The sequence below is a fragment of the Amycolatopsis sp. NBRC 101858 genome (genome assembly GCF_030269325.1).
GTDB classification, from domain to species: domain Bacteria; phylum Actinomycetota; class Actinomycetes; order Mycobacteriales; family Pseudonocardiaceae; genus Amycolatopsis; species Amycolatopsis ponsaeliensis.
In genome coordinates this window covers 990,836-1,008,824 of record NZ_BSTD01000003.1, presented here as the reverse complement: position 1 = coordinate 1,008,824, position 17,989 = coordinate 990,836, and the positions used below count along the sequence as shown (strand labels likewise).

Below are 17,989 nucleotides of genomic sequence, written 5' to 3'. Positions count from 1 at the left end.
GGCAGGAGGTCCGTGCATGGTGTCACGTCCGGCCCCGGCCTCGGCGGCCCTGCCGCCGATGTCCGGTGAGGACGCGCCGCCGGGCTTCGACGCCTTCGGACGGGCCGTCCTCGAAGACGTGCGCGACGCGGTGTTCCTCCAGGACGCCGACGGCGCGCTGCGCTGGGCGAACCCGGCGGCGAACACGCTGACCGGCGGCGCCGAGCCGCGGCTGCACCCGGTCGCCGAGACCTCCGGGCACGTCGAGGTGGCGGGCAACCGCCGTCCGGCCCGGGTCCGGGCCCTGCCGGGCGGCTGGCACGCCTGGACCGTGCCCGCGGAAGACGTCCCGCAGCGGCACGTCGGCGACTTCCTCGCCGAGGCCGGGCCCCGGCTGGCCGCCGCGCGCGGGCGCCACGGCACCGCGCGGGTGATCGCCGAGCTGGCTTCCTCCGCGCTGGCCGAGACCGTCTTCGTGCTGCTGCCGACCACCCGCGGCCGGTGGGAGTGGTGGAGCTGCGAGCGCCCGTCGGCACACGGCCACGGCCGGATCCGCCGGGTCCCGGCGCAGGTCGCGCCGGTGCTCGCGGCGACGTTCGCGGCCACCGGCAAGCCCCAGTCGGCCCCCGTGCCGGAGCCCGAGGTCGCCACGCTGCCCCCGGTCGTCGCCGACCGGTTCGCCGGGCACGCCGAGGTCGCGGTGGTGTCGCTGGGCCCGAACAGCGGCTCCGGCGTCACCGGTGCCCTGTTGCTGGGCCGCAAGGCGGACCCGGAGTTCGGCGCCGAGCAGGGGCGCGCGGTGGTCGAGTTCGCCAGGGCGGCCGGGACGGCCCTGGCCAACGCGCAGCGCTACGCCCGCCAGGAGGAGGCCACGCGCGGCCTGGAGACCACGCTGCGCCCGGTCGACCCGCCCGAGCTGGACGGCGCCCGGTTCGAGACCTGGTACGAGCCGGCCGCCGGGGTGCTCGCGGTCGGCGGCGACTTCTTCGACGTCCTCGCGCACGACGACGGCAGCGCGTTCCTGGTGCTCGGCGACATCTGCGGCAAGGGCGCCGAGGCCGCGGCGCTGACCGGGCGGGTCCGGCACGCGCTGACCGCGCTCGCGATGGTCGAGCGCGACGGCCGGACGCTGCTGCGGCTGCTCAACGAGCTGCTCATCGCCGGCGGCAGCAGCCGGTTCGCCACGCTGGTGCTCGGCACGGCCCGGCCGTCCGACGGTGGGGTCGGCCTGACGCTGGCCTCCGGCGGGCACCCGGCGCCGCTGATCGTCCGCCGGGGCGGGGTGGTCGAAGAGGTCACCGTGCCCGGGACGCTGGTCGGGATCTCGCCGCAGGCCCGGTTCGCCGAGGCGGAGGTGCGGCTGGAGCGCGGCGACGTCGGCCTGCTCTACACCGACGGCATCACCGAGGCCCGCAACCGGCACGACCCGACGGAGCTGTTCGGCGACGACCGGCTGCGCGCGGTGCTGGCGACCGCGGCGGGCCAGCCCGCCCGCGAGGTCGTGCGGCGGCTGCGGCAGGCCGTGCGCGACTGGCTCGGCAGTTCGGCCCACGACGACATCGCGGTGCTGGCTATCGAGTGTTCGGACTGAGTCCTTTGTGGACCGCGTTTGACCGCCTCCGGAGGGGGTAATTCTTCCGTGCATTGATCTCGACGGAGGAAGATTCATGGCGAACGCACTGCACGGCCGCCGCGTCGCGATCCTCGCCGCGGACGGTGTCGAACAGGTCGAGCTGGAGCAGCCGCGCCAGGCCGTCCTCGACGAAGGCGCGACGGTGGAGCTGGTGTCGCTGGACACCGGCGAGATCCAGGCGATGAACGGCGACATCGACAAGGGCGACCGGTTCGCGGTCGACCGGAAGGTGGCCGACGTCGGCGTCGGCGACTTCGACGCACTGCTGCTCCCGGGCGGCACGATGAACCCCGACAACCTCCGGGCGAACGGCGAAGCGGTGAAATTCGTCGGCGACTTCGTCCGCGCGGGCAAGCCGGTCGGCGTCATCTGCCACGGTCCGTGGACGCTCGTCGAAGCGGATGTCGTGCGTGGCCGCACGCTGACGTCGTACCCGAGCATCCGGACCGACCTGCGTAACGCCGGGGCCACCGTCGTCGACGAAGAAGTCGTAGTCGACAACGGCTTGGTCTCGAGCCGCAACCCGGACGACCTGCCGGCGTTCTGCCGGACGGTCGTGCGGGAGTTCGCGGGCTGAAGTCCTTTGTAGACATTCACCCGCTCGTGTCCTTAAGTCCGGCTTAAATCTGTTGGCTTTCGGCGGCCCGGCGGAGGACGCTGAGGGTGTGACCAGGATCGCCCGTGGAGAGGAGGTGGACACCATGACAGTGCAGGCACGCCGCTACGGCCGCTGGTGCCGGGAGCACTTCGACGTGGTCGCCGCCCAGGGCGTCCCCACTCCCCGGCCCGCCGATCCCGCCGAGGTCGCGGCGCAGCCGGAGCCGGAGCCCGTCAAACCGGTCGCCGAACAGCCGCAGAGCTGACCCAGCGCAGGAAGAAGCCGCCCCGGTCGCGACCGGGGCGGCTTCTTCGCGCGCTGGATCAGCCGTAGTAGCTGCGGCGGCGCCGGTACCAGACCCGCCGCGGGCCGGGAGCGCCGATGCGCGTGATGACGTCGGTCAGCACGGCCCCGATGACCAGCCAGATGACCGCGGCCAGGCCGTCGTTGCAGAACACCCGGAACTTCTCGTTGTCCGGGGTGAAGAGGTTGCGCAGGCCGAGCGAGACGCCGGCCGACCACTCGGAGATGAGGTGCGCGAAGCCGTTCGCGGCGTTCGCCTCGCCGAACACCAGCAGGATGTGCACGGCGAGCACCAGGGCGAAGACCCCGCACACGAGGTGGATGAGGGCGTTGACCGTCCGCACGATCCGGATGCGCGGGTGGGTGCGCTCCACGACTTCTTCGGCCGGAGCCGGTTCGTACGGCGGTTCGTACGGTTCTTGGGGCGGGGGATACGGCATCGACGTCGCCGTCCTTTCGACTGTCCGATGTGGACGTACCTGGGCGATCGGGAGCAACACCGGGGGATACCCGTCACCCGGGTGAGCGAACCGCATGTTCCTCAAACTTCCCTGAGGGTTGACATGGTAGGGTAGTTTGCGGAACATAAGGAGGGTCATGGCGCAGGAGGTCTTCTCCGTCGACCAGGTCGCCGCGAAGCTCGGGCTGCACGTGCGCACGGTGCGGAACTACGTGCGGGACGGGCGGCTCAAGGCGGTCCGGATCGGCAAGCAGTACCGCATCACCGCCGACGATCTCGAGGCATTCACCGGGCTGCCGGTCGCCGAACCGCGGCCGGACCGGCCCGTCGCCGAGCTTTCGAGCGTCGCCGAGGTCAGCGGCGTCGACCGCGCGACGGCCGACCGGATCGCCACCGTCGTCGTCGCCTCGGTGAACGGGCCGCGGGACGGGGGTGAGCGGCCCCTGCGCGTCGAAACCATCTACGACAAGGAGCGCGCCACCATGAAGATCATCGTGCTCGGCGACCTCGCCGCCGGCGCGGACCTGCTGCGTTTCGTCGCCTCGTTCACCGAGGGGCTGACGTGACCACCGTCTACCGGTCGGCCGAAGGCGCGAAAGCCGTCCGGCAGCGCTACGACGCCCTCCTCGAAGACTGGCCCGTACCGTCCGAGGCACACACGTTCGAGACCCGCCTCGGGGACACCTTCGCCGTGGTCTCCGGTCCGGTGGACGCGCCGCCGGTCGTCGCGCTGCAGGGCTCCGGGGGGCACCGCCGCGCACTGGCTGCCCGACATCGCGACGCTCGCGGAGCACCTGCGCGTGCACGCCGTCGACGCGCCCGGGGAGCCGGGCCGGACCGTCGAAGCGCGGCCGCCGCTCGGGTCGCCGGCCTACGCCGAGTGGCTCGACGACGTCCTCGACGCGCTCGAACTGCCCCGCGCGGCCTTCCTCGGCACCTCGCTGGGCGGCTGGTGGGCCCTCGACCACGCGTTGCGCCGTCCCCAGCGCGTTTCGGCGCTGGTGCTGGTCAACCCGGCCGGGATCGGCCGCCGCCGGGTCGCGCCGCTGCTCAAGTTCGCCGCCTACAGCCGGTTCGGCGGCTGGGGGCGACGGCGTTCGCTGGCCATGGTCGCCCACGGCGGCCCCGCCGACCCGGGGCGGCGCGCGATCGGCGAGTTCACCCTGGCGACGTTCGAGCACTTCAAGCCGCGGCTGGAGCCGATCCCGGCGTTCCCGGTCGAGCGGCTGCGCGCACTCGCGATGCCGGTGCAGGCCCACTTCGGCGCGCGCGACGTCCTGCTCGACCAGCGGGACGCCGCGGCGAAGCTGCGGGAAGCCCGGCCGGACGCCGACGTCCGCCTGGCCGAAGAGGCCGGGCACTTCCTGCCCGGCTGGGCGGAAGCCACCGTGGAGTTCTTGAGAGGAGCGGGATCGTGATCGACCAGCGCCACGGCACCGGGGTGTGGTTCGTGCCGTCCGAAGGGCCGGAGCTGGCCACCGAGCAGGACGCCGTCGACCTCGTCGGCGCCACCTACGGCCACGAGGTCGACGTGCTCGTCGTGCCGGTCGAGCGGTTCCCCGCCCGGTTCTTCGACATGCACACCAAGCTGATCGGGCACTTCTTCTCGAAGATCGTCCAGTACGGCTTCCGGCTGGTGCTGCTCGGCGACGTCCGCGCGCACGTCGAGGCGAGCACCGCCTTCCGGGACGTCGTGCGGGAGTCCGACCGCGGCCGGAACGTCTGGTTCGTGGCCGACCTCGCGGAGCTCGACACCCGGCTGGCCGCGGCGCGCTGAGCCGCGGGAGGGAACCTCGCGCGGGACGGGCAACCCCGTCCCGCGCGGCACGTCCAGGTGATCATGAGAATCCCGGCGCTGCTCGCGTCCGTCCTCACCCTCCTGGCCGTGTCGGCCTCGCCCGCCACCGCGGAATCCGCTGTGCCGAGGGGGTTCCGGCCCGCGTCGACGAGCTGGACGAGCCCGGCCACCGGGTACGTCCTCGGCTACTCGCCCTGCGCGAAGTCGTGGTGCCCGGCGCTGCTGGGCACCACCGACGGCGGGACGCACTGGCGCCGGCTCGGCGCGCCGCCGATGGCGTTGCCGGACAACCACAACCACGTCGCGCTGACCTTCACCGGCGACCGCGTCGCGTACGTCAGCGACGGCGTCCGCGTGCGCACGACGCGCGACGGCGGCGTGAGCTGGCACCCGGTCGGCCTGGTCGGCGCGCGGGAGCCCTACTACCTCTCGAAGATCACCGAAACCGCCGGCCGGGTCTTCGCCGTCCTCACCACCTTCGGCGACGGGCACGGTTCGACGCGGTTGTACTCCGGCATCGCCGGCTCGCCGGTGCTGCTCCCGGTGCCCGGCTTCGCGGCCACCGGCGGGATCACCTACGGCGACCTGGCCGTCGGCGGCGGGCTGCAGGTCGCGCTCGGCACGGACTACGGCACGGAGAAGTACTGGACCTCGCGCGACGGCGTCCGCTTCACCCCGGCCGAACCGCCGTGCCCGGCCGGGTCGGTCGCTTCGCTGGCCGGGGTCCGCGACCGGCAGGTCGTGGCGTTGTGCAGCAGCAGCCCCGGTTCGCCGCAGCCCGGCTCGACCGAGCGGCAGCTGCGGCACGCGGCGAAGCTCGGCGGGACGTTCAGCGGTGGGGACGCGGCGCCGTTCGCCGGGATCACGCAGGGCTTCGCGGCGGCGTCACCGTCGTCCGCGACGGTCGCGGCCGAGGGCGGCGGCACCGGGTTCCTGCACAGCACGGCCGACGGCGGCCGCACCTGGACGACGAGCGTGCTGTCCGACCGCGGGCTCAGCCTGACCGATCTGGACTTCCCCGGTGGCGGCACCGGTGTGGTCGTCGACGGCCAGCCGGACGCCGACGGCGGCTCCGCCCTGTATCGGACCACGGACGGCGGACACATGTGGCGCGAATGGACGATCGGGTAGTTGTCCCTGGCAGGTAAGGCCCTTCGGCCCGGTTCTCTTGATGAACGGCATGTCGTAGTCTGTGCACTGTCCGTTGCCGGACACAGGTGGCCGGGCCCGGGCAGGGGGCCGGCGCCACAGACAAGGGAGAACAGTCGATGACGCCTGGCGACCTGCGGTCCGGAACCGAGGGAGGCTCGGCTTCCCTCGATTTCTCCAAGGCGAGCTTGGCCCGGCTGTCGGACGCGCTGCTGGGTGGCCACGACCACTACGAGGTCGACCGCGAAGCGATGCGGCGCCTGCTCGCGATCGCGCCCGGCGCCCGCACGATGGCCAAGGAGCACCGCGACTGGCTGGTGCGCGCGGTCCGGTTCCTCGCCGGGAAACGCGGCATCGACCAGTTCCTCGACCTGGGCTCGGGCATGCCGACGGCGGAAAACACCCACCAGGTGGCCCAGCGGTACAACCCGGACGCGCAGGTCGTGTACGTCGACAACGATCCGGTCGTGCAGGTGCACGGCCGGGCGCTGCTCGAGGAGAACTACCTGACTCACGTGACGGGCGCCGACCTGACCCGCCCGGCCGAGACGCTGGCCGACGAGGTCGTCAAGGAGTACCTCGACTTCACGCGGCCGGTGGCGCTGATGCTGACGTCGATCGTCCACCACATCGACGACTTCGAGCGCGCGAAGTCGATCGTCGCGGAGTACGTGGCGGCGCTCGCGCCCGGCTCGTACCTGCTGCTCACGCACAACTTCGACCCGGAAGAGGACTCGCCCCGCCAAGAACTGGCGCGGCTGCTCGAGACGAGCTTCCAGGGCACCGGCCTCGGCAGCGTGTACCGCACCCGCGAACAGATCACGGCGTTCTTCGAGGGCACCGAACTGCTCCGGCCGGGGCTGGTCTACCTGCACGAATGGTGGCCCGACGGCCCCCGGCTCCACCCGCTGAGCGAGCTGAACTTCCTGACCCTGGGCGGAGTCGCCCGCAAGCAGTGACGCCCGCCCCGGCGGTGCCGGGACGGGCGTGCGCGCTCAGGCGGCGTTGAACGTGTCCGGGTTCGGGCCGGTGCGCTCGCCGCGGTCCAGCGGGGTCAGCGACTCCAGCTCATCCTCCGCGAGGGTGAACCCGAACAGGTCGAAGTTCTCCGCGATCCGTGACGGCGTCACGGACTTCGGGATCACCACGTTGCCCAGCTGCAGGTGCCAGCGCAGCACGATCTGCGCCGGCGTGCGGCTGTGCTTGACCGCCAGCTCCGCGACGATCGGGTCGCCCAGCAGCGAGCCGCCCTTGGCCAGCGGGCTCCACGCCTCGGTCGCGATCCCGTGCTTCGCGTCGAACTCGCGGACCTCCTGCTGCTGCAGGTAGGGGTGGAGCTCGACCTGGTTGACCGCCGGTGCGACGTCGGCCGCGTCGAGCAGCCGCTCCAGGTGCGCGGGCTGGAAGTTGGACACGCCGATCGCGCGGACCCGGCCGTCGGCGTGCAGCTTCTCGAACGCCTTCCACGTGTCGAGGTACTTGTCGCGCTCGGGCGTCGGCCAGTGGATCAGGTAGAGGTCCAGCTGCTCCAGGCCCAGCTTTTTCATGCTCTCGTCGAACGCCTTGAGCGTCGAGTCGTAGCCCTGGGCGGAGTTCCACAGCTTGGTGGTGATGAAGAGCTCGTCGCGGGCGATGCCGGACTCGGCCAAAGCCTGGCCGACGCCCTTCTCGTTGCCGTAGACGGCGGCGGTGTCGATGCTGCGGTAGCCCGCTTCGAGCGCGGCCTTGACGGCGGTGGCGGTCTCGTCGTCCGGGACCTGGAACACGCCGTAGCCCAGCTGGGGCATCCGCACGCCGTTGTTCAGTTCGATCACGGGCACGCTGGTCACAAGAGTTCCTTTCGGTGGGTGGTTCATCGGGCGAGTACCCGTTCCCCGGGGTCGAAACTAACCCGGGACTTGCGGTCGAGCAGGCCGGAGACGAGCGCCACGGCGAGGCCCGCCGCGGCGAGCACGGCGCCGATCCAGTTGGGGGCGGTGTAGCCGAGGCCGGACTCGATGGCCTGGCCGCCGAGCCACGCGCCGCCGGCGTTGCCGAGGTTGAAGGCGGCGATGTTCGCCGCCGAAGCCAGCGCCGGGGCGCCCTCGGCCTTGGCCATCACGCGGGCCTGCAGCGGCGGGACCGTCGCGAAGCCGGCCGCGCCGAACAACGCGATCGTGATCGCGGCCGGCACCTTCGCGTGGGCGGTGAAGACGAACGCGACGAGCACCAGCGCGAGGGCCGCGAGGATCACGTACAGGCTGGGCATCAGCTTGCGGTCCGCGGCCTTGCCGCCGAGCAGGTTGCCGGCGAACAGCCCGGCGCCGAAGAGCACCAGCAGCCAGGTGACGGCACCGCCGGAGAAGCCGGCGACCTCGGTCATCATCGGCGCGATGTAGGTGAAGGACGCGAACACCCCGGCGAAGCCGAGCGCCGTCATGGCGAGGGCGAGCCACACCTGCGGGCGGCGGAACACGGCGAGCTCGCCGCGCAGGCCCGCGCCCGGGTCCGGTTCCTGGTGCGGCACGAGCGCCAGGATGCCGATCGCGCCGAGCACCCCGAGCACGCTGACCACCCAGAACGTCGAGCGCCAGCCGAAGGCCTGGCCGAGCGCGGTGCCGGCGGGCACGCCGAGCACGTTCGCCACGGTCAGCCCGGTGAACATCAGGGCGATTGCACTCGCTTGTTTGGCCGGGGCGACCAGCGACGCGGCGACGACCGAGCCGACGCCGAAGAACGCGCCGTGCGAGAGGGCCGCGACGACCCGGCCGGTCATCAGCAGGCCGTAGCTCGGGGCGAGCGCCGAGAGCACGTTGCCCGCGATGAACAGGCCCATCAGCGCGACCAGCACGGTCTTGCGCGGGACCCGCGAAGCGAGCGCGGTGAGCACGGGGGCACCGACGACGACGCCGAGCGCGTAGCCGGAGATGAGCAGGCCTGCGGACGGGATCGAGACGCCGAAGTCGGCCGCGACCTCGGGCAGCAGGCCCATGATCACGAACTCGGTGGTGCCGATCCCGAAAGCGCTGATCGCGAGGGCGAGCAGAGCGGCGGGCATGGACTTCCTTCTTCCGGAGTAGTCTTGTGGGCGTGAGCAACTACGAGCGTCCGAGATAGTTGCACGCGCCGTATATTGCACAGGCTTGATAGTGCCGCGCGCAAACGTATGCGGCAAGCCCGGGAGAGGTGAACCGTGTCACTGGACGACGACGCCGTCGAAGCCCGTGCGCAGGGCTGGCGCACGCTGGCCGCGCTGCACGCGCGGATCGAAGACCGGCTGCAACGCGCGCTCGAGCGCGACCACGAGCTGTCGGTGAGCGAGTACAGCGTGCTCGACGCGCTGGCCCGCCAGGACGGCTTCCACCTGCGGATGAACCAGCTGGCCAACGCGGTGGTGCTCAGCCAGTCGGCGACGACCCGGCTGGTCACCCGGCTGGAGAGCCGCGGGCTGCTGGCCCGCTACCTGTGCGCCGACGACCGCCGCGGCATCTACACGGAGGTGACGCCGGCGGGGCAGGCCCTGCTGACAGCGGCGCGGCCCACCCACGACACGGCGCTGGCGGAAGCCCTCGCCGAAGCCGAGGCCTTGCCGGAGCTCGCGCCGCTGGTCGCCGCGCTCGGCACGCTGACCTTCACCCGCTGAACCGCTTGCGGAAAGTTTCGGTGCCGCGGCGACACTTTCGCGTCGGCCCGCGGTAAGACCTCCGGTGTCCCGATGACCGGGACACGACGGAAGTCGGTCCCGTTCGGCGGTGGGATTGGGGCGGGCGGGCGCCCTAACCCGTGCTCCATCCGTGGGACCCTTTTGCTGCCTGCGTTCGATAGTTTCGCTGGTCAGAACGATTTGTGTGGCTTTTGTCCACGAAAGGCGCCGGGTGCCCTCGTTGACCCGATCGTTTCGCCGCACCTAATTTGTTGAACCACCAGACGAACCGGGGTGGTGTCGGCGTGGACTCCTCCTTCTCGCTCAAGCCGGTGCGCCCGGCCGACCAGGCCGCCGTCCGCCGGAGCAACCTCGCGCTCGTGCTGCGGCACCTGCGCGACGCGGGACCCCGCTCGCGTGCGGCGATCGCCGCGGACACGGGGCTGAACAAGGGAACCGTCTCGAGTCTCGTCGCCGAGCTCGTCGAGCGCGGGCTGGCTCGCGAAGGCGAACGGGAACGCGCCGGCGCGGTCGGGCGCCCGGGCACGATCGTCGAGCTGGACGGCCGCGGCGTCGGCGGCATCGGTGTCGAGATCAACGTCGACTACCTGACCGCGCTCGCCCTCGACCTCACCGGCACCGTGCTCTTCGAACAACGCGTGGCACTCGACGTCCAAGCGCTTCCGGTGGCGAAGGTGCTCGACGCGGGCGCGGAGCTGACCGCGCGGGCGCTGCGGGAGTGCCGCCGGCTCGGGGTCGTGCCGGCCGGCGTGACCATCGGGGTGCCGGCACTGGTCGACGAAAGCGGCACCGTCGCCTTCGCGCCGAACCTGCACTGGACCGACGTCTCGGTGGTGCGCGGGATCACCGAACGGCTGACCCGGCGGCTGGGCCCGCCGTCGTTCCCGATCCGCACGGCCAACGACGCGAACCTCGGCGCGCTGGGCGAGTACGCCATGGGCAGCGTCGCCGGGACCGCCGACCTCGTGTACCTGACCGGCGAAATCGGCGTGGGCGGCGGCGTCATCTCCGGCGGGCGGCTGCTCGGTGGCGCGGAGGGGTTTTCGGGAGAGGTCGGGCACATCCAGGTCGATCCCGCGGGCCGCGTCTGCGGGTGCGGGCGCCGCGGCTGCTGGGAGACGCTCGTCGGGCTGGCCGGGATGCTGCGGCTCGCCGCGTCGCCGGCCGACCCGGTGCACGACCCGTCGCTCGACCTCGAACAACGGCTCGACATGATCCGCCGCCGCGCCGAGCTGAAGGACAAGCGGACGCTCGACGCGCTCGCGCAGGTCGGCACCGGCCTCGGGGTCGGCGCGGCCGTGCTGGTCAACGTGTTCAACCCGCGCGTGGTGCTGCTCGGCGGCTACTTCGCCCAGCTGGGCCCGTACCTGCTCGCCCCGATGCTGGCCGAGCTGGAGGCCCGGGTGATCGCCCCGCGCATCGGGGGCTGCCGCATTGAGCTGTCCTGGCTCGGGTTCTCCGCGGCTTCGCGCGGCGGCGCGCACGTCGCGCTGCAGGCGGTGTTCGACGATCCGGCGCTGGTGCCGGTACGGCCGGAAAGGGACAGCGGATGACGGCACTCGTAATGGCCGGTATCGGCCAAGAGCCTGTTCGAAGACCCGGTGTGCCTTCGTCGCGAAGGCGTGCGGAAACACTTGATCGACTCCGGCGATGTAGTCCGGGGGACCTCTGCGTGCCCAGGGGCACCGCGCTCGCCGACCCGAGTGGTGTCCCGACCCGCGTCCCGTCGGGGGCGACCGGCGCGGGCTGAACTCGCCGAACTGGAGGATGAACATGGGGAAGATCGGTGTCTGGCTGATCGGCGCCCGAGGATCGGTGGCCACCACGGCCGTCGCCGGCGCCGCCGCGATGCGGGCGGGACTCGCCGCGCGCACGGGCTGCGTGACCGAGCTGCCGGACTTCGCCGGCGCGGACCTTCCCGGCCTGGGAGACCTGGTCTTCGGGGGCCACGACGTCGTCGACACGCCGCTGGTCAAGCGGGCGGAGCAGCTTGCGGCGGCGGGGGTGCTGCCGGCCACCTTGCCCGGCGCGGTCACGGCGGAGCTGGAAGCGGCGGAAGCCCGGCTCCGGCCGGCGCCGTCCGGGGGCGGGCGTGCCGCCGCCGACCGGATCGTCGCGGACCTGACCGAGTTCCGGGAGGGTCTGGACCACGTGGTGGTGGTCAACGTCTCCTCCACCGAAGCGCCGTGCGCGCCGCACCCGGCGCACGAGTCCTTGGCTGCCTTGGAAGACGACCTGGAAGCCCTGCCGCCCAGCGCGTTGTACGCCTACGCCGCGTTCCGCGCGGGTTGTGGCTTTGTCGACTTCACCCCGTCCACCGGCGCGCGGCTGCCCGCGCTCGACGAACTCGCCCGCACGGCCGGGCAGCCCTACGCGGGCCGCGACGGCAAGACCGGCGAGACGCTGCTGCGCTCGGTGCTCGCGCCGATGTTCGCCCAGCGCGCGCTGAACGTCCTCTCGTGGTCGGGCACGAACCTGCTCGGCGGGGGCGACGGCGCCACGCTCGCCGACCCCGGCGCGGCGTCGAGCAAGAACGCGTCGAAGCAGCAGGTGCTCTCGCAGAACCTCGGCCGGGAGGTCGACGGCGAGGTGCACATCGACTACGTCCCGGCGCTCGGTGACTGGAAGACAGCCTGGGACCACGTGCTCTTCGAAGGCTTCCTCGGCACGCGCATGACGCTGCAGCTCACCTGGCAGGGCTGCGACTCCGCGCTCGCCGCGCCGCTGGTGCTCGACCTCGCCCGGCTGACCGGCAAGGCGTGCCGCGACGGCGTCGCCGGCCCGGTCGCCGAGTTCGGCTTCTTCTTCAAGGATCCTGTCGGGGACGGCCCGCACGACCTCGCGTCGCAGTTCGCGGCCCTGCGTGAGTGGGCGAACCGGTGAAGGCGCTCGTCGAACTCGTCCGCGCGCCTGCCGCGCTGACCGTGCCCGGGGACGCCGTCGCCGGGGCCGCCGCCTCGGGCTGGCCCTTCGGCCGCCGGACGGTGGCCCTGACCGGCGCGTCCGTCTGCCTCTACTGGGCTGGCATGGCGCTCAACGACTACGCCGACCGCTTCCTCGACGCGATGGAACGGCCCGAGCGGCCGATCCCGTCCGGCCGGGTCAAGCCGGCGACCGCGCTCGGCGTCGCGGCCGGGCTGACCGCGGGCGGGCTGGGCATCGCCGCGGCCGCCGGCGGGAAGCCCGCCCTGCGGGTCGCGCTGCCGCTGGCCGCGACGGTCTGGGCGTACGACTTCGTGCTCAAGGAGACCGTGTTCGGGCCGGCCGCGATGGCCGCGACCCGGGCGCTGGACGTCCTGCTCGGCGCGGGCGGTGCCCGGGCCGCGGTGCCCGCGGCGCTCACCGTCGGGGCCCACACGTACGCCGTGACGACGTTGTCAAGGTCCGAAGTGGACGGTGCGAAGCCCGCGCTGCCGGCGGCCACCCTCGCCGCCACGGCCGGGGTGCGCATCGCCGCCGGCCGCGTCGGCCCGCTGGCCTCGGCGCTGCTCGGGACGTACGCGGTGACCACCGGCCGGGCGCAGTACGACGCCGTCCGCGACCCGGCCGCGCCGAAGATCCGGCGCGCGGTCGGCGCGGGCATCCACGGCATGATCCCGCTGCAGGCCGGGCTGATCGCCCGCACCGGCGCGTGGCGCTCGGCGCTGGCCGTCGCCGCCGCGTTCCCGATCGCGCGGGCGCTGAGCCGGAAGGTGTCGCCGACATGAGGTTCGGGTACGGCACCAACGGCTTCGCCAACCACCGCCTCGGCGACGCCCTGCGCGTCCTGGCGGACCTGGGCTACGACGGCGTCGCGCTGACGCTCGACCACCAGCACCTCGACCCGTTCGGCCCGGACCTCGCCCGCCGGGTCGCGTCACTCGGCGCGGAACTGGACCGGCTCGGGCTGGCCGTCGTGATCGAGACCGGCGCCCGGTTCCTGCTCGACCCGTGGCGCAAGCACTCGCCGACGTTCCTCGACCCGGATCGGGCGTCGCGCATCGACTTCCTGACCCGGGCCGTCGAGATCGCGGCGGACCTCGACGCCGAAGCGGTGTCCTTCTGGAGCGGCAACAAGCCCGCGGACCTCTCCGCCGAGGACGCGTGGACACATCTGGCCGACGGGTGTGCCGACGTGCTCAAGGCGGCCGACGACCACGACGTCAAGCTCGGCTTCGAGCCGGAACCGGGGATGCTCGTCGAGGACCTCGACGGCTACTTCGAGCTGGCCCGGCGCTTGGGTGACCCGGAGCGGTTCGGGCTGACGCTGGACATCGGGCACTGCCGGTGCAACGAGACGGCGTCCGTGCCCGACTGCGTCCGGCGTGCGCTGCCGCGGCTGGTGAACGTGCAGATCGACGACATGCGCCGGGGCACCCACGAGCACCTGGAGTTCGGGCGGGGCGAGATCGACTTCCCGCCGGTGCTGGAAGCGCTGTCGCCGTACCCCGGGCTGGTCGCGGTGGAACTGCCGCGCGACAGCCACGCGGCACCGCGGATCACGCGCGAGTCCCTGGCGTTCCTGCGCAAGGCGGTGGCCGCGTGAACGCCTGGCTGGACGACGCGCTGACCAAGGTCGCCACCGACGCTTCGGCGTTGCGCACGCTGTTCCCGGGCGTCGGCCGCCGCGTCGGCCGGGGTCCGTCGGACACGCCGGGCTGGACGGTCGACGACGTGGCCCGCGTCAAGCTCCTGGAAGCCGCGCCCGCGGCGGCCGCGGAGATGCCGGACCTCTACCGCTACGGCGACGCCGCCGAGAAGCGGGCCGTCCTCCGTGGACTGTCCGTCGTGGACATCGGCGACGCCGGGCTCGTGCTGGTCGCCGACGCCCTGCGCACCAACGACACCCGGCTCGTCACCGCCGCGATGGGGGAGTACGCCGCCGCGCACCTGGACGACGCCGCCTACCGCCACGGCGTGCTCAAGTGCGTCTTCATGGGCATCCCGCTGGCCGAGGTCGCCGGGCTGGACCGCCGGACCGACGAGGAGCTGCTGCGCATGATGCGGTCGTTCGCCGCCGAGCGCACCGCCGCCGGCCGCGCCGTGCCCGCCGACCTCCTCCCGCTGCTGAACGAACAGGACGCCTGATGCGCATCTTCGACCCGCACATCCACATGAGCTCCCGCACCACCGACGACTACGCGGCGATGCACGCCGCCGGCGTCCGCGCGCTCGTCGAGCCGGCGTTCTGGCTGGGCCAGCCGCGCACGAACGCCGGCAGCTTCACCGACTACTTCGACGCGCTGGTCGGCTGGGAGCCGTTCCGCGCGAGCCAGTTCGGCATCGCCCACCACTGCACGATCGCGCTGAACCCGAAGGAAGCCAACGACCCGCGGTGCGCGCCGGTGCTCGACCTGCTGCCGCGCTACCTCGAGAAGGACGGCGTCGTCGCGGTCGGCGAGATCGGCTACGACTCGATGACCGCCGAGGAGGACAAGGCGTTCGCCGCGCAGCTCGCGCTGGCGATCGACCACGAGCTGCCCGCGATGGTGCACACCCCGCACCGCGACAAGGCGGCCGGCACCGAGCGCAGCATCGCCGTCGTCCGCGAGTCCGGCATCGCGCCGGAGCGCGTCGTGCTCGACCACCTCAACGAGGTGACCGTCGCGATGGTCAAGGAGTCCGGTTCCTGGATGGGGTTCTCGATCTACCCGGACACCAAGATGGACGAAGAGCGGATGGTCGCCATCCTTCGCGAGTACGGGACCGAAAAGGTGCTGGTCAACTCCGCGGCGGACTGGGGCAAGAGCGACCCGCTCAAGACGCGCAAGACCGGCGACGCGATGCTCGCCGCCGGGTTCACCGAGGACGACGTCGACCAGGTGCTGTGGCGCAACCCGGTCGAGTTCTACGGCCAGAGCGGCCGTCTCGACCTCGAAGGCGAGGCGACGGAAGCCGAGTTCGCGGGCAACTCGATCCTGCGAGGTGCGCGCAAGTGAGGTTCCGGCATCGCGACGGCACGCTCGTCCACCTCGCCTACTGCACCAACGTGCATCAGGCGGAGGACCTCGACGGCGTGCTCACCCAGCTGGCCCGCTTCGGCGAGCCGGTGCGGGAACGCCTGGGGGTCGACCGGCTGGGGCTCGGTCTGTGGCTGGCCCGGCCGGTGGCTTCCGAGCTGGTGGCGGACCCGGCCGCGGTGGCCCGGCTGGGCCGGGAGCTGGCGGCCCGCGGGCTGGAGGTTGTCACTTTCAACGGGTTTCCGTACCAGGGTTTCCACGACCCGGTCGTCAAGCACAAGGTGTACCGGCCGGACTGGTCGACGCCCGAACGGACGCGGTACACCCTCGACCTGGCGCGGTTGCTCGCCGAGCTGATGCCCGAAGACGCGGTCCGGGGCAGCGTCTCGACGTTGCCGCTGGGGTGGCGCACCGAATGGCGGGACGACTGCGGCCAGCTCGAGTTGCTCGCCGAGGGCCTGGCGAAGCAGGACCGCCCGGTGCGCGTGGCCTTCGAGCCCGAGCCCGGCTGCGTCATCGAGACGACCGCGCAGGCGGCGTCGCTGCTGTCCGAAGTGGACAAGGAGTGGCTGGGCGTCTGCCTCGACACGTGCCACCTCGCGGTCGGGTTCGAGGACCCGGCGGACGCGCTCGGGCGGCTCGAAGCGGCCGGCCTGGACGTCGTCAAGCTGCAGGCGTCAGCCGCCCTCGAAGCCGCGAACCCGGCCGACCCGGAGACGCGCAAGGCTCTGGAATCGTTCGTGGAACCCCGGTTCCTGCACCAGAGCAACGAAAGCGCTCCGCCGGGCGCCGACGACCTCGACGAGGCGCTGGCCGGCGGGCTCCCGGGCGAGGCGCCGTGGCGGGTGCACTTCCACGTGCCGCTGCACGCCGACCCGGCGCCGCCGCTGACGTCCACCCGGCCGGTGCTGGCCGGGACCCTGGCCGAGCTGTTCGGGGGCGCCACCGCGCGCACCGACCACGTCGAGGTCGAGACCTACACCTGGCAGGTGCTCCCGGACGCACCCGCCGACGACGCCGGGCTCGTCGCGGGCATCGCCGCCGAGCTGGACTGGACCCGGCGTTCCCTGATCGAATTAGGCTTGGAAGAGGTTTCCGAATGAGCTTGCTGGTCATCGACGTCGTCGGGCTGACACCCCGGCTGCTCCCGCACATGCCGAACCTGCGCAAGATGGCCGAACCCGGCTTCACCGCGCAGCTCGACACCGTGTTCCCGGCGGTGACGTGCTCGGTGCAGTCGACGTTCCTCACCGGGCTGCAGCCGGCCGAGCACGGGATCGTCGGCAACGGCTGGTACTTCCGCGACCTCGGCGAGATCTTCCTCTGGCGCCAGCACAACAAGCTCGTGCAGGGCGACAAGTTCTGGGACGCCGCCCGCCGCGCGCAGGCCGGACATCGCGTGGCGAACGTCTGCTGGTGGTACGCGATGGGCATGGACGTCGACCTGACGGTGACCCCGCGGCCGATCTACCACGCCGACGGCAAGAAGTCCCCGGACGCCTACACCCACCCGCCGCAGCTGCACGACCGGCTGGTCGGCGCGCTCGGCGAGTTCCCGCTGTTCACCTACTGGGGTCCGACGGCCGCGATCACGTCGTCGAAGTGGATCATCGCCGCGGCGCAGAAGATCATGACCGAGGACCAGCCCGACACCACGCTCGTCTACATCCCGCACCTGGACTACGACCTCCAGCGGTTCGGCCCGGACGCGCCCCAGGCCGCGGCGGCTGCTCGCGAGATCGACACGGCGTTGAAGCCCTTGCTGGACTTCGCGGCCGCCGGCGGGCACACCGTCGTCGCGCTCTCGGAGTACGGCATCACGAACGCCAGCCGGCCGGTCGACATCAACCGGGCGCTGCGCCGCGAAGGCCTGCTCAACGTGTACGTCCAAGCGGGCATGGAGTACCTGGACCCGTGGACGTCGCGGGCGTTCGCGGTGGCCGACCACCAGGTCGCGCACGTCTACGTCGCCGACCCGGCCGACATCCCGCGGGTGCGGGACATCGTCGCCGGACTGTCCGGAGTGGACGTCGTCCTCGACCGCGAGGGACAGGCGGGCATCGGGATCGACCACGAACGCGCGGGCGAGCTGGTCGCGATCGCCGAGCCGGACGCATGGTTCACGTACTACTACTGGCTGAGCGACGACCGCGCGCCGGACTTCGCGAAGACCGTCGAGATCCACCGCAAGCCCGGGTACGACCCGGCCGAGCTGTTCTTCGACCCGAACGACCCGGCGGTGAAGCTGAAGGCGGCGTCCGCGCTGGCCCGCAAGAAGCTCGGCCTGCGGTACTCGATGCAGGTCGTCCCGCTCGACCCGGCGCCGGTGCGCGGCAGCCACGGGCGGCTGCCCGACTCGCCCGAAGACGGGCCGGTGCTGCTGTGCTCGGACCCGGCGCTCGCACGCGAAAAGATCCACGCCACCGAAGTCAAGGACTTGCTGCTGGCGGCCATCCGAACCGAGTAGGACTCACCAGGAGGTCAGGA

Annotated in this window: 20 protein-coding genes; 17 read left to right on the top strand and 3 right to left on the bottom strand. The window is 72.4% G+C overall.

From position 1 onward, the window contains the following. The first annotated feature begins 16 nt into the window (after positions 1-16). From QSK39_RS27905 to QSK39_RS27895, 3 genes are all read left to right on the top strand, one after another. Positions 17-1,570 carry a SpoIIE family protein phosphatase gene (locus QSK39_RS27905; RefSeq protein ID WP_285480773.1) on the top strand — a complete coding sequence of 518 codons (1,554 nt, stop codon included), beginning with the start codon at positions 17-19 and terminating at the stop codon, positions 1,568-1,570. A 76-nt stretch (positions 1,571-1,646) separates the two neighbouring features. Further along, positions 1,647-2,189: a type 1 glutamine amidotransferase domain-containing protein gene (locus tag QSK39_RS27900; RefSeq protein WP_285480772.1), complete on the top strand. Its 543-nt coding sequence runs from the start codon at positions 1,647-1,649 to the stop codon at positions 2,187-2,189. A 124-nt stretch (positions 2,190-2,313) separates the two neighbouring features. Next, positions 2,314-2,475, top strand: a complete 162-nt coding sequence (locus tag QSK39_RS27895; RefSeq protein ID WP_285480771.1) for a hypothetical protein — start codon at positions 2,314-2,316, stop codon at positions 2,473-2,475. A gap of 58 nt (positions 2,476-2,533) precedes the next feature. Here the strand turns inward: QSK39_RS27895 and QSK39_RS27890 are convergent, their stop codons facing one another. Continuing rightward, a complete protein-coding gene (locus QSK39_RS27890; RefSeq protein ID WP_285480770.1) occupies positions 2,534-2,953 on the bottom strand; it encodes a hypothetical protein in 420 nt (139 codons plus the stop codon). A gap of 157 nt (positions 2,954-3,110) precedes the next feature. On the opposite strand from QSK39_RS27890, the gene QSK39_RS27885 reads away from it, so the two are divergent. The 5 genes from QSK39_RS27885 to QSK39_RS27865 all read left to right on the top strand — a co-directional run bounded on the left by QSK39_RS27885 (position 3,111) and on the right by QSK39_RS27865 (position 6,879). Further along, positions 3,111-3,539, top strand: coding sequence for a helix-turn-helix domain-containing protein (locus QSK39_RS27885; RefSeq protein ID WP_285480769.1), 429 nt, complete (start codon positions 3,111-3,113; stop codon positions 3,537-3,539). Between the two features lie 198 nt (positions 3,540-3,737). After that, a complete protein-coding gene (locus tag QSK39_RS27880) occupies positions 3,738-4,391 on the top strand; it encodes an alpha/beta fold hydrolase (protein ID WP_353051089.1) in 654 nt (217 codons plus the stop codon). After that, on the top strand, positions 4,388-4,750 hold the full coding sequence (locus QSK39_RS27875; protein WP_285480768.1) for a DUF4180 domain-containing protein: 363 nt from the start codon (positions 4,388-4,390) through the stop codon (positions 4,748-4,750). Before QSK39_RS27880 ends, QSK39_RS27875 begins: the two co-directional genes overlap by 4 nt. Before the next feature lie 57 nt (positions 4,751-4,807). Continuing rightward, complete coding sequence (locus QSK39_RS27870) at positions 4,808-5,902, top strand: beta propeller repeat protein (RefSeq protein WP_285480767.1); 1,095 nt, start codon at positions 4,808-4,810, stop codon at positions 5,900-5,902. A 137-nt stretch (positions 5,903-6,039) separates the two neighbouring features. Then, a complete protein-coding gene (locus tag QSK39_RS27865; RefSeq protein WP_285480766.1) occupies positions 6,040-6,879 on the top strand; it encodes an SAM-dependent methyltransferase in 840 nt (279 codons plus the stop codon). A 36-nt stretch (positions 6,880-6,915) separates the two neighbouring features. On the opposite strand, the gene QSK39_RS27860 is transcribed toward QSK39_RS27865, so the two are convergent. Both QSK39_RS27860 and QSK39_RS27855 read right to left on the bottom strand, forming a co-directional pair. Further along, the gene (locus tag QSK39_RS27860) at positions 6,916-7,749 is read right to left on the bottom strand and encodes an aldo/keto reductase (protein WP_285480765.1); all 834 of its coding nucleotides are present in this window, start codon (positions 7,747-7,749) and stop codon (positions 6,916-6,918) included. A 23-nt stretch (positions 7,750-7,772) separates the two neighbouring features. Beyond that, entirely contained in the window at positions 7,773-8,957 is a 1,185-nt protein-coding gene (locus QSK39_RS27855) for an MFS transporter (protein WP_285480764.1), read from the bottom strand. Between the two features lie 135 nt (positions 8,958-9,092). Here QSK39_RS27855 and QSK39_RS27850 point away from each other — a divergent pair, with 135 nt between their 5' ends. The 9 genes from QSK39_RS27850 (at position 9,093) to QSK39_RS27815 (ending at position 17,969) form a co-directional block, all read left to right on the top strand. Next, positions 9,093-9,542 carry a MarR family winged helix-turn-helix transcriptional regulator gene (locus QSK39_RS27850; RefSeq protein ID WP_285480763.1) on the top strand — a complete coding sequence of 150 codons (450 nt, stop codon included), beginning with the start codon at positions 9,093-9,095 and terminating at the stop codon, positions 9,540-9,542. Positions 9,543-9,847: 305 nt separating this feature from the next. After that, entirely contained in the window at positions 9,848-11,116 is a 1,269-nt protein-coding gene (locus tag QSK39_RS27845) for an ROK family transcriptional regulator (protein WP_285480762.1), read from the top strand. Between the two features lie 220 nt (positions 11,117-11,336). After that, positions 11,337-12,446: an inositol-3-phosphate synthase gene (locus QSK39_RS27840; RefSeq protein ID WP_285480761.1), complete on the top strand. Its 1,110-nt coding sequence runs from the start codon at positions 11,337-11,339 to the stop codon at positions 12,444-12,446. Next, the gene (locus QSK39_RS27835; protein WP_285480922.1) at positions 12,443-13,270 is read left to right on the top strand and encodes an SCO3242 family prenyltransferase; all 828 of its coding nucleotides are present in this window, start codon (positions 12,443-12,445) and stop codon (positions 13,268-13,270) included. The genes QSK39_RS27840 and QSK39_RS27835 overlap by 4 nt, the downstream gene beginning before the upstream one ends. Continuing rightward, positions 13,267-14,088 (top strand): sugar phosphate isomerase/epimerase family protein, encoded by an 822-nt coding sequence (locus QSK39_RS53105; protein WP_353051082.1) that lies wholly within the window; start codon positions 13,267-13,269, stop codon positions 14,086-14,088. The genes QSK39_RS27835 and QSK39_RS53105 overlap by 4 nt, the downstream gene beginning before the upstream one ends. Next, complete coding sequence (locus QSK39_RS53100) at positions 14,085-14,630, top strand: EboA domain-containing protein (RefSeq protein ID WP_353051081.1); 546 nt, start codon at positions 14,085-14,087, stop codon at positions 14,628-14,630. Before QSK39_RS53105 ends, QSK39_RS53100 begins: the two co-directional genes overlap by 4 nt. Further along, entirely contained in the window at positions 14,630-15,481 is an 852-nt protein-coding gene (locus tag QSK39_RS27825) for a TatD family hydrolase (RefSeq protein WP_285480760.1), read from the top strand. The genes QSK39_RS53100 and QSK39_RS27825 overlap by 1 nt, the downstream gene beginning before the upstream one ends. Continuing rightward, entirely contained in the window at positions 15,478-16,605 is a 1,128-nt protein-coding gene (gene eboE / locus QSK39_RS27820) for a metabolite traffic protein EboE (RefSeq protein ID WP_285480759.1), read from the top strand. The genes QSK39_RS27825 and eboE overlap by 4 nt, the downstream gene beginning before the upstream one ends. Beyond that, entirely contained in the window at positions 16,602-17,969 is a 1,368-nt protein-coding gene (locus QSK39_RS27815; RefSeq protein WP_285480758.1) for an alkaline phosphatase family protein, read from the top strand. Before eboE ends, QSK39_RS27815 begins: the two co-directional genes overlap by 4 nt. Positions 17,970-17,989: the final 20 nt, after the last annotated feature.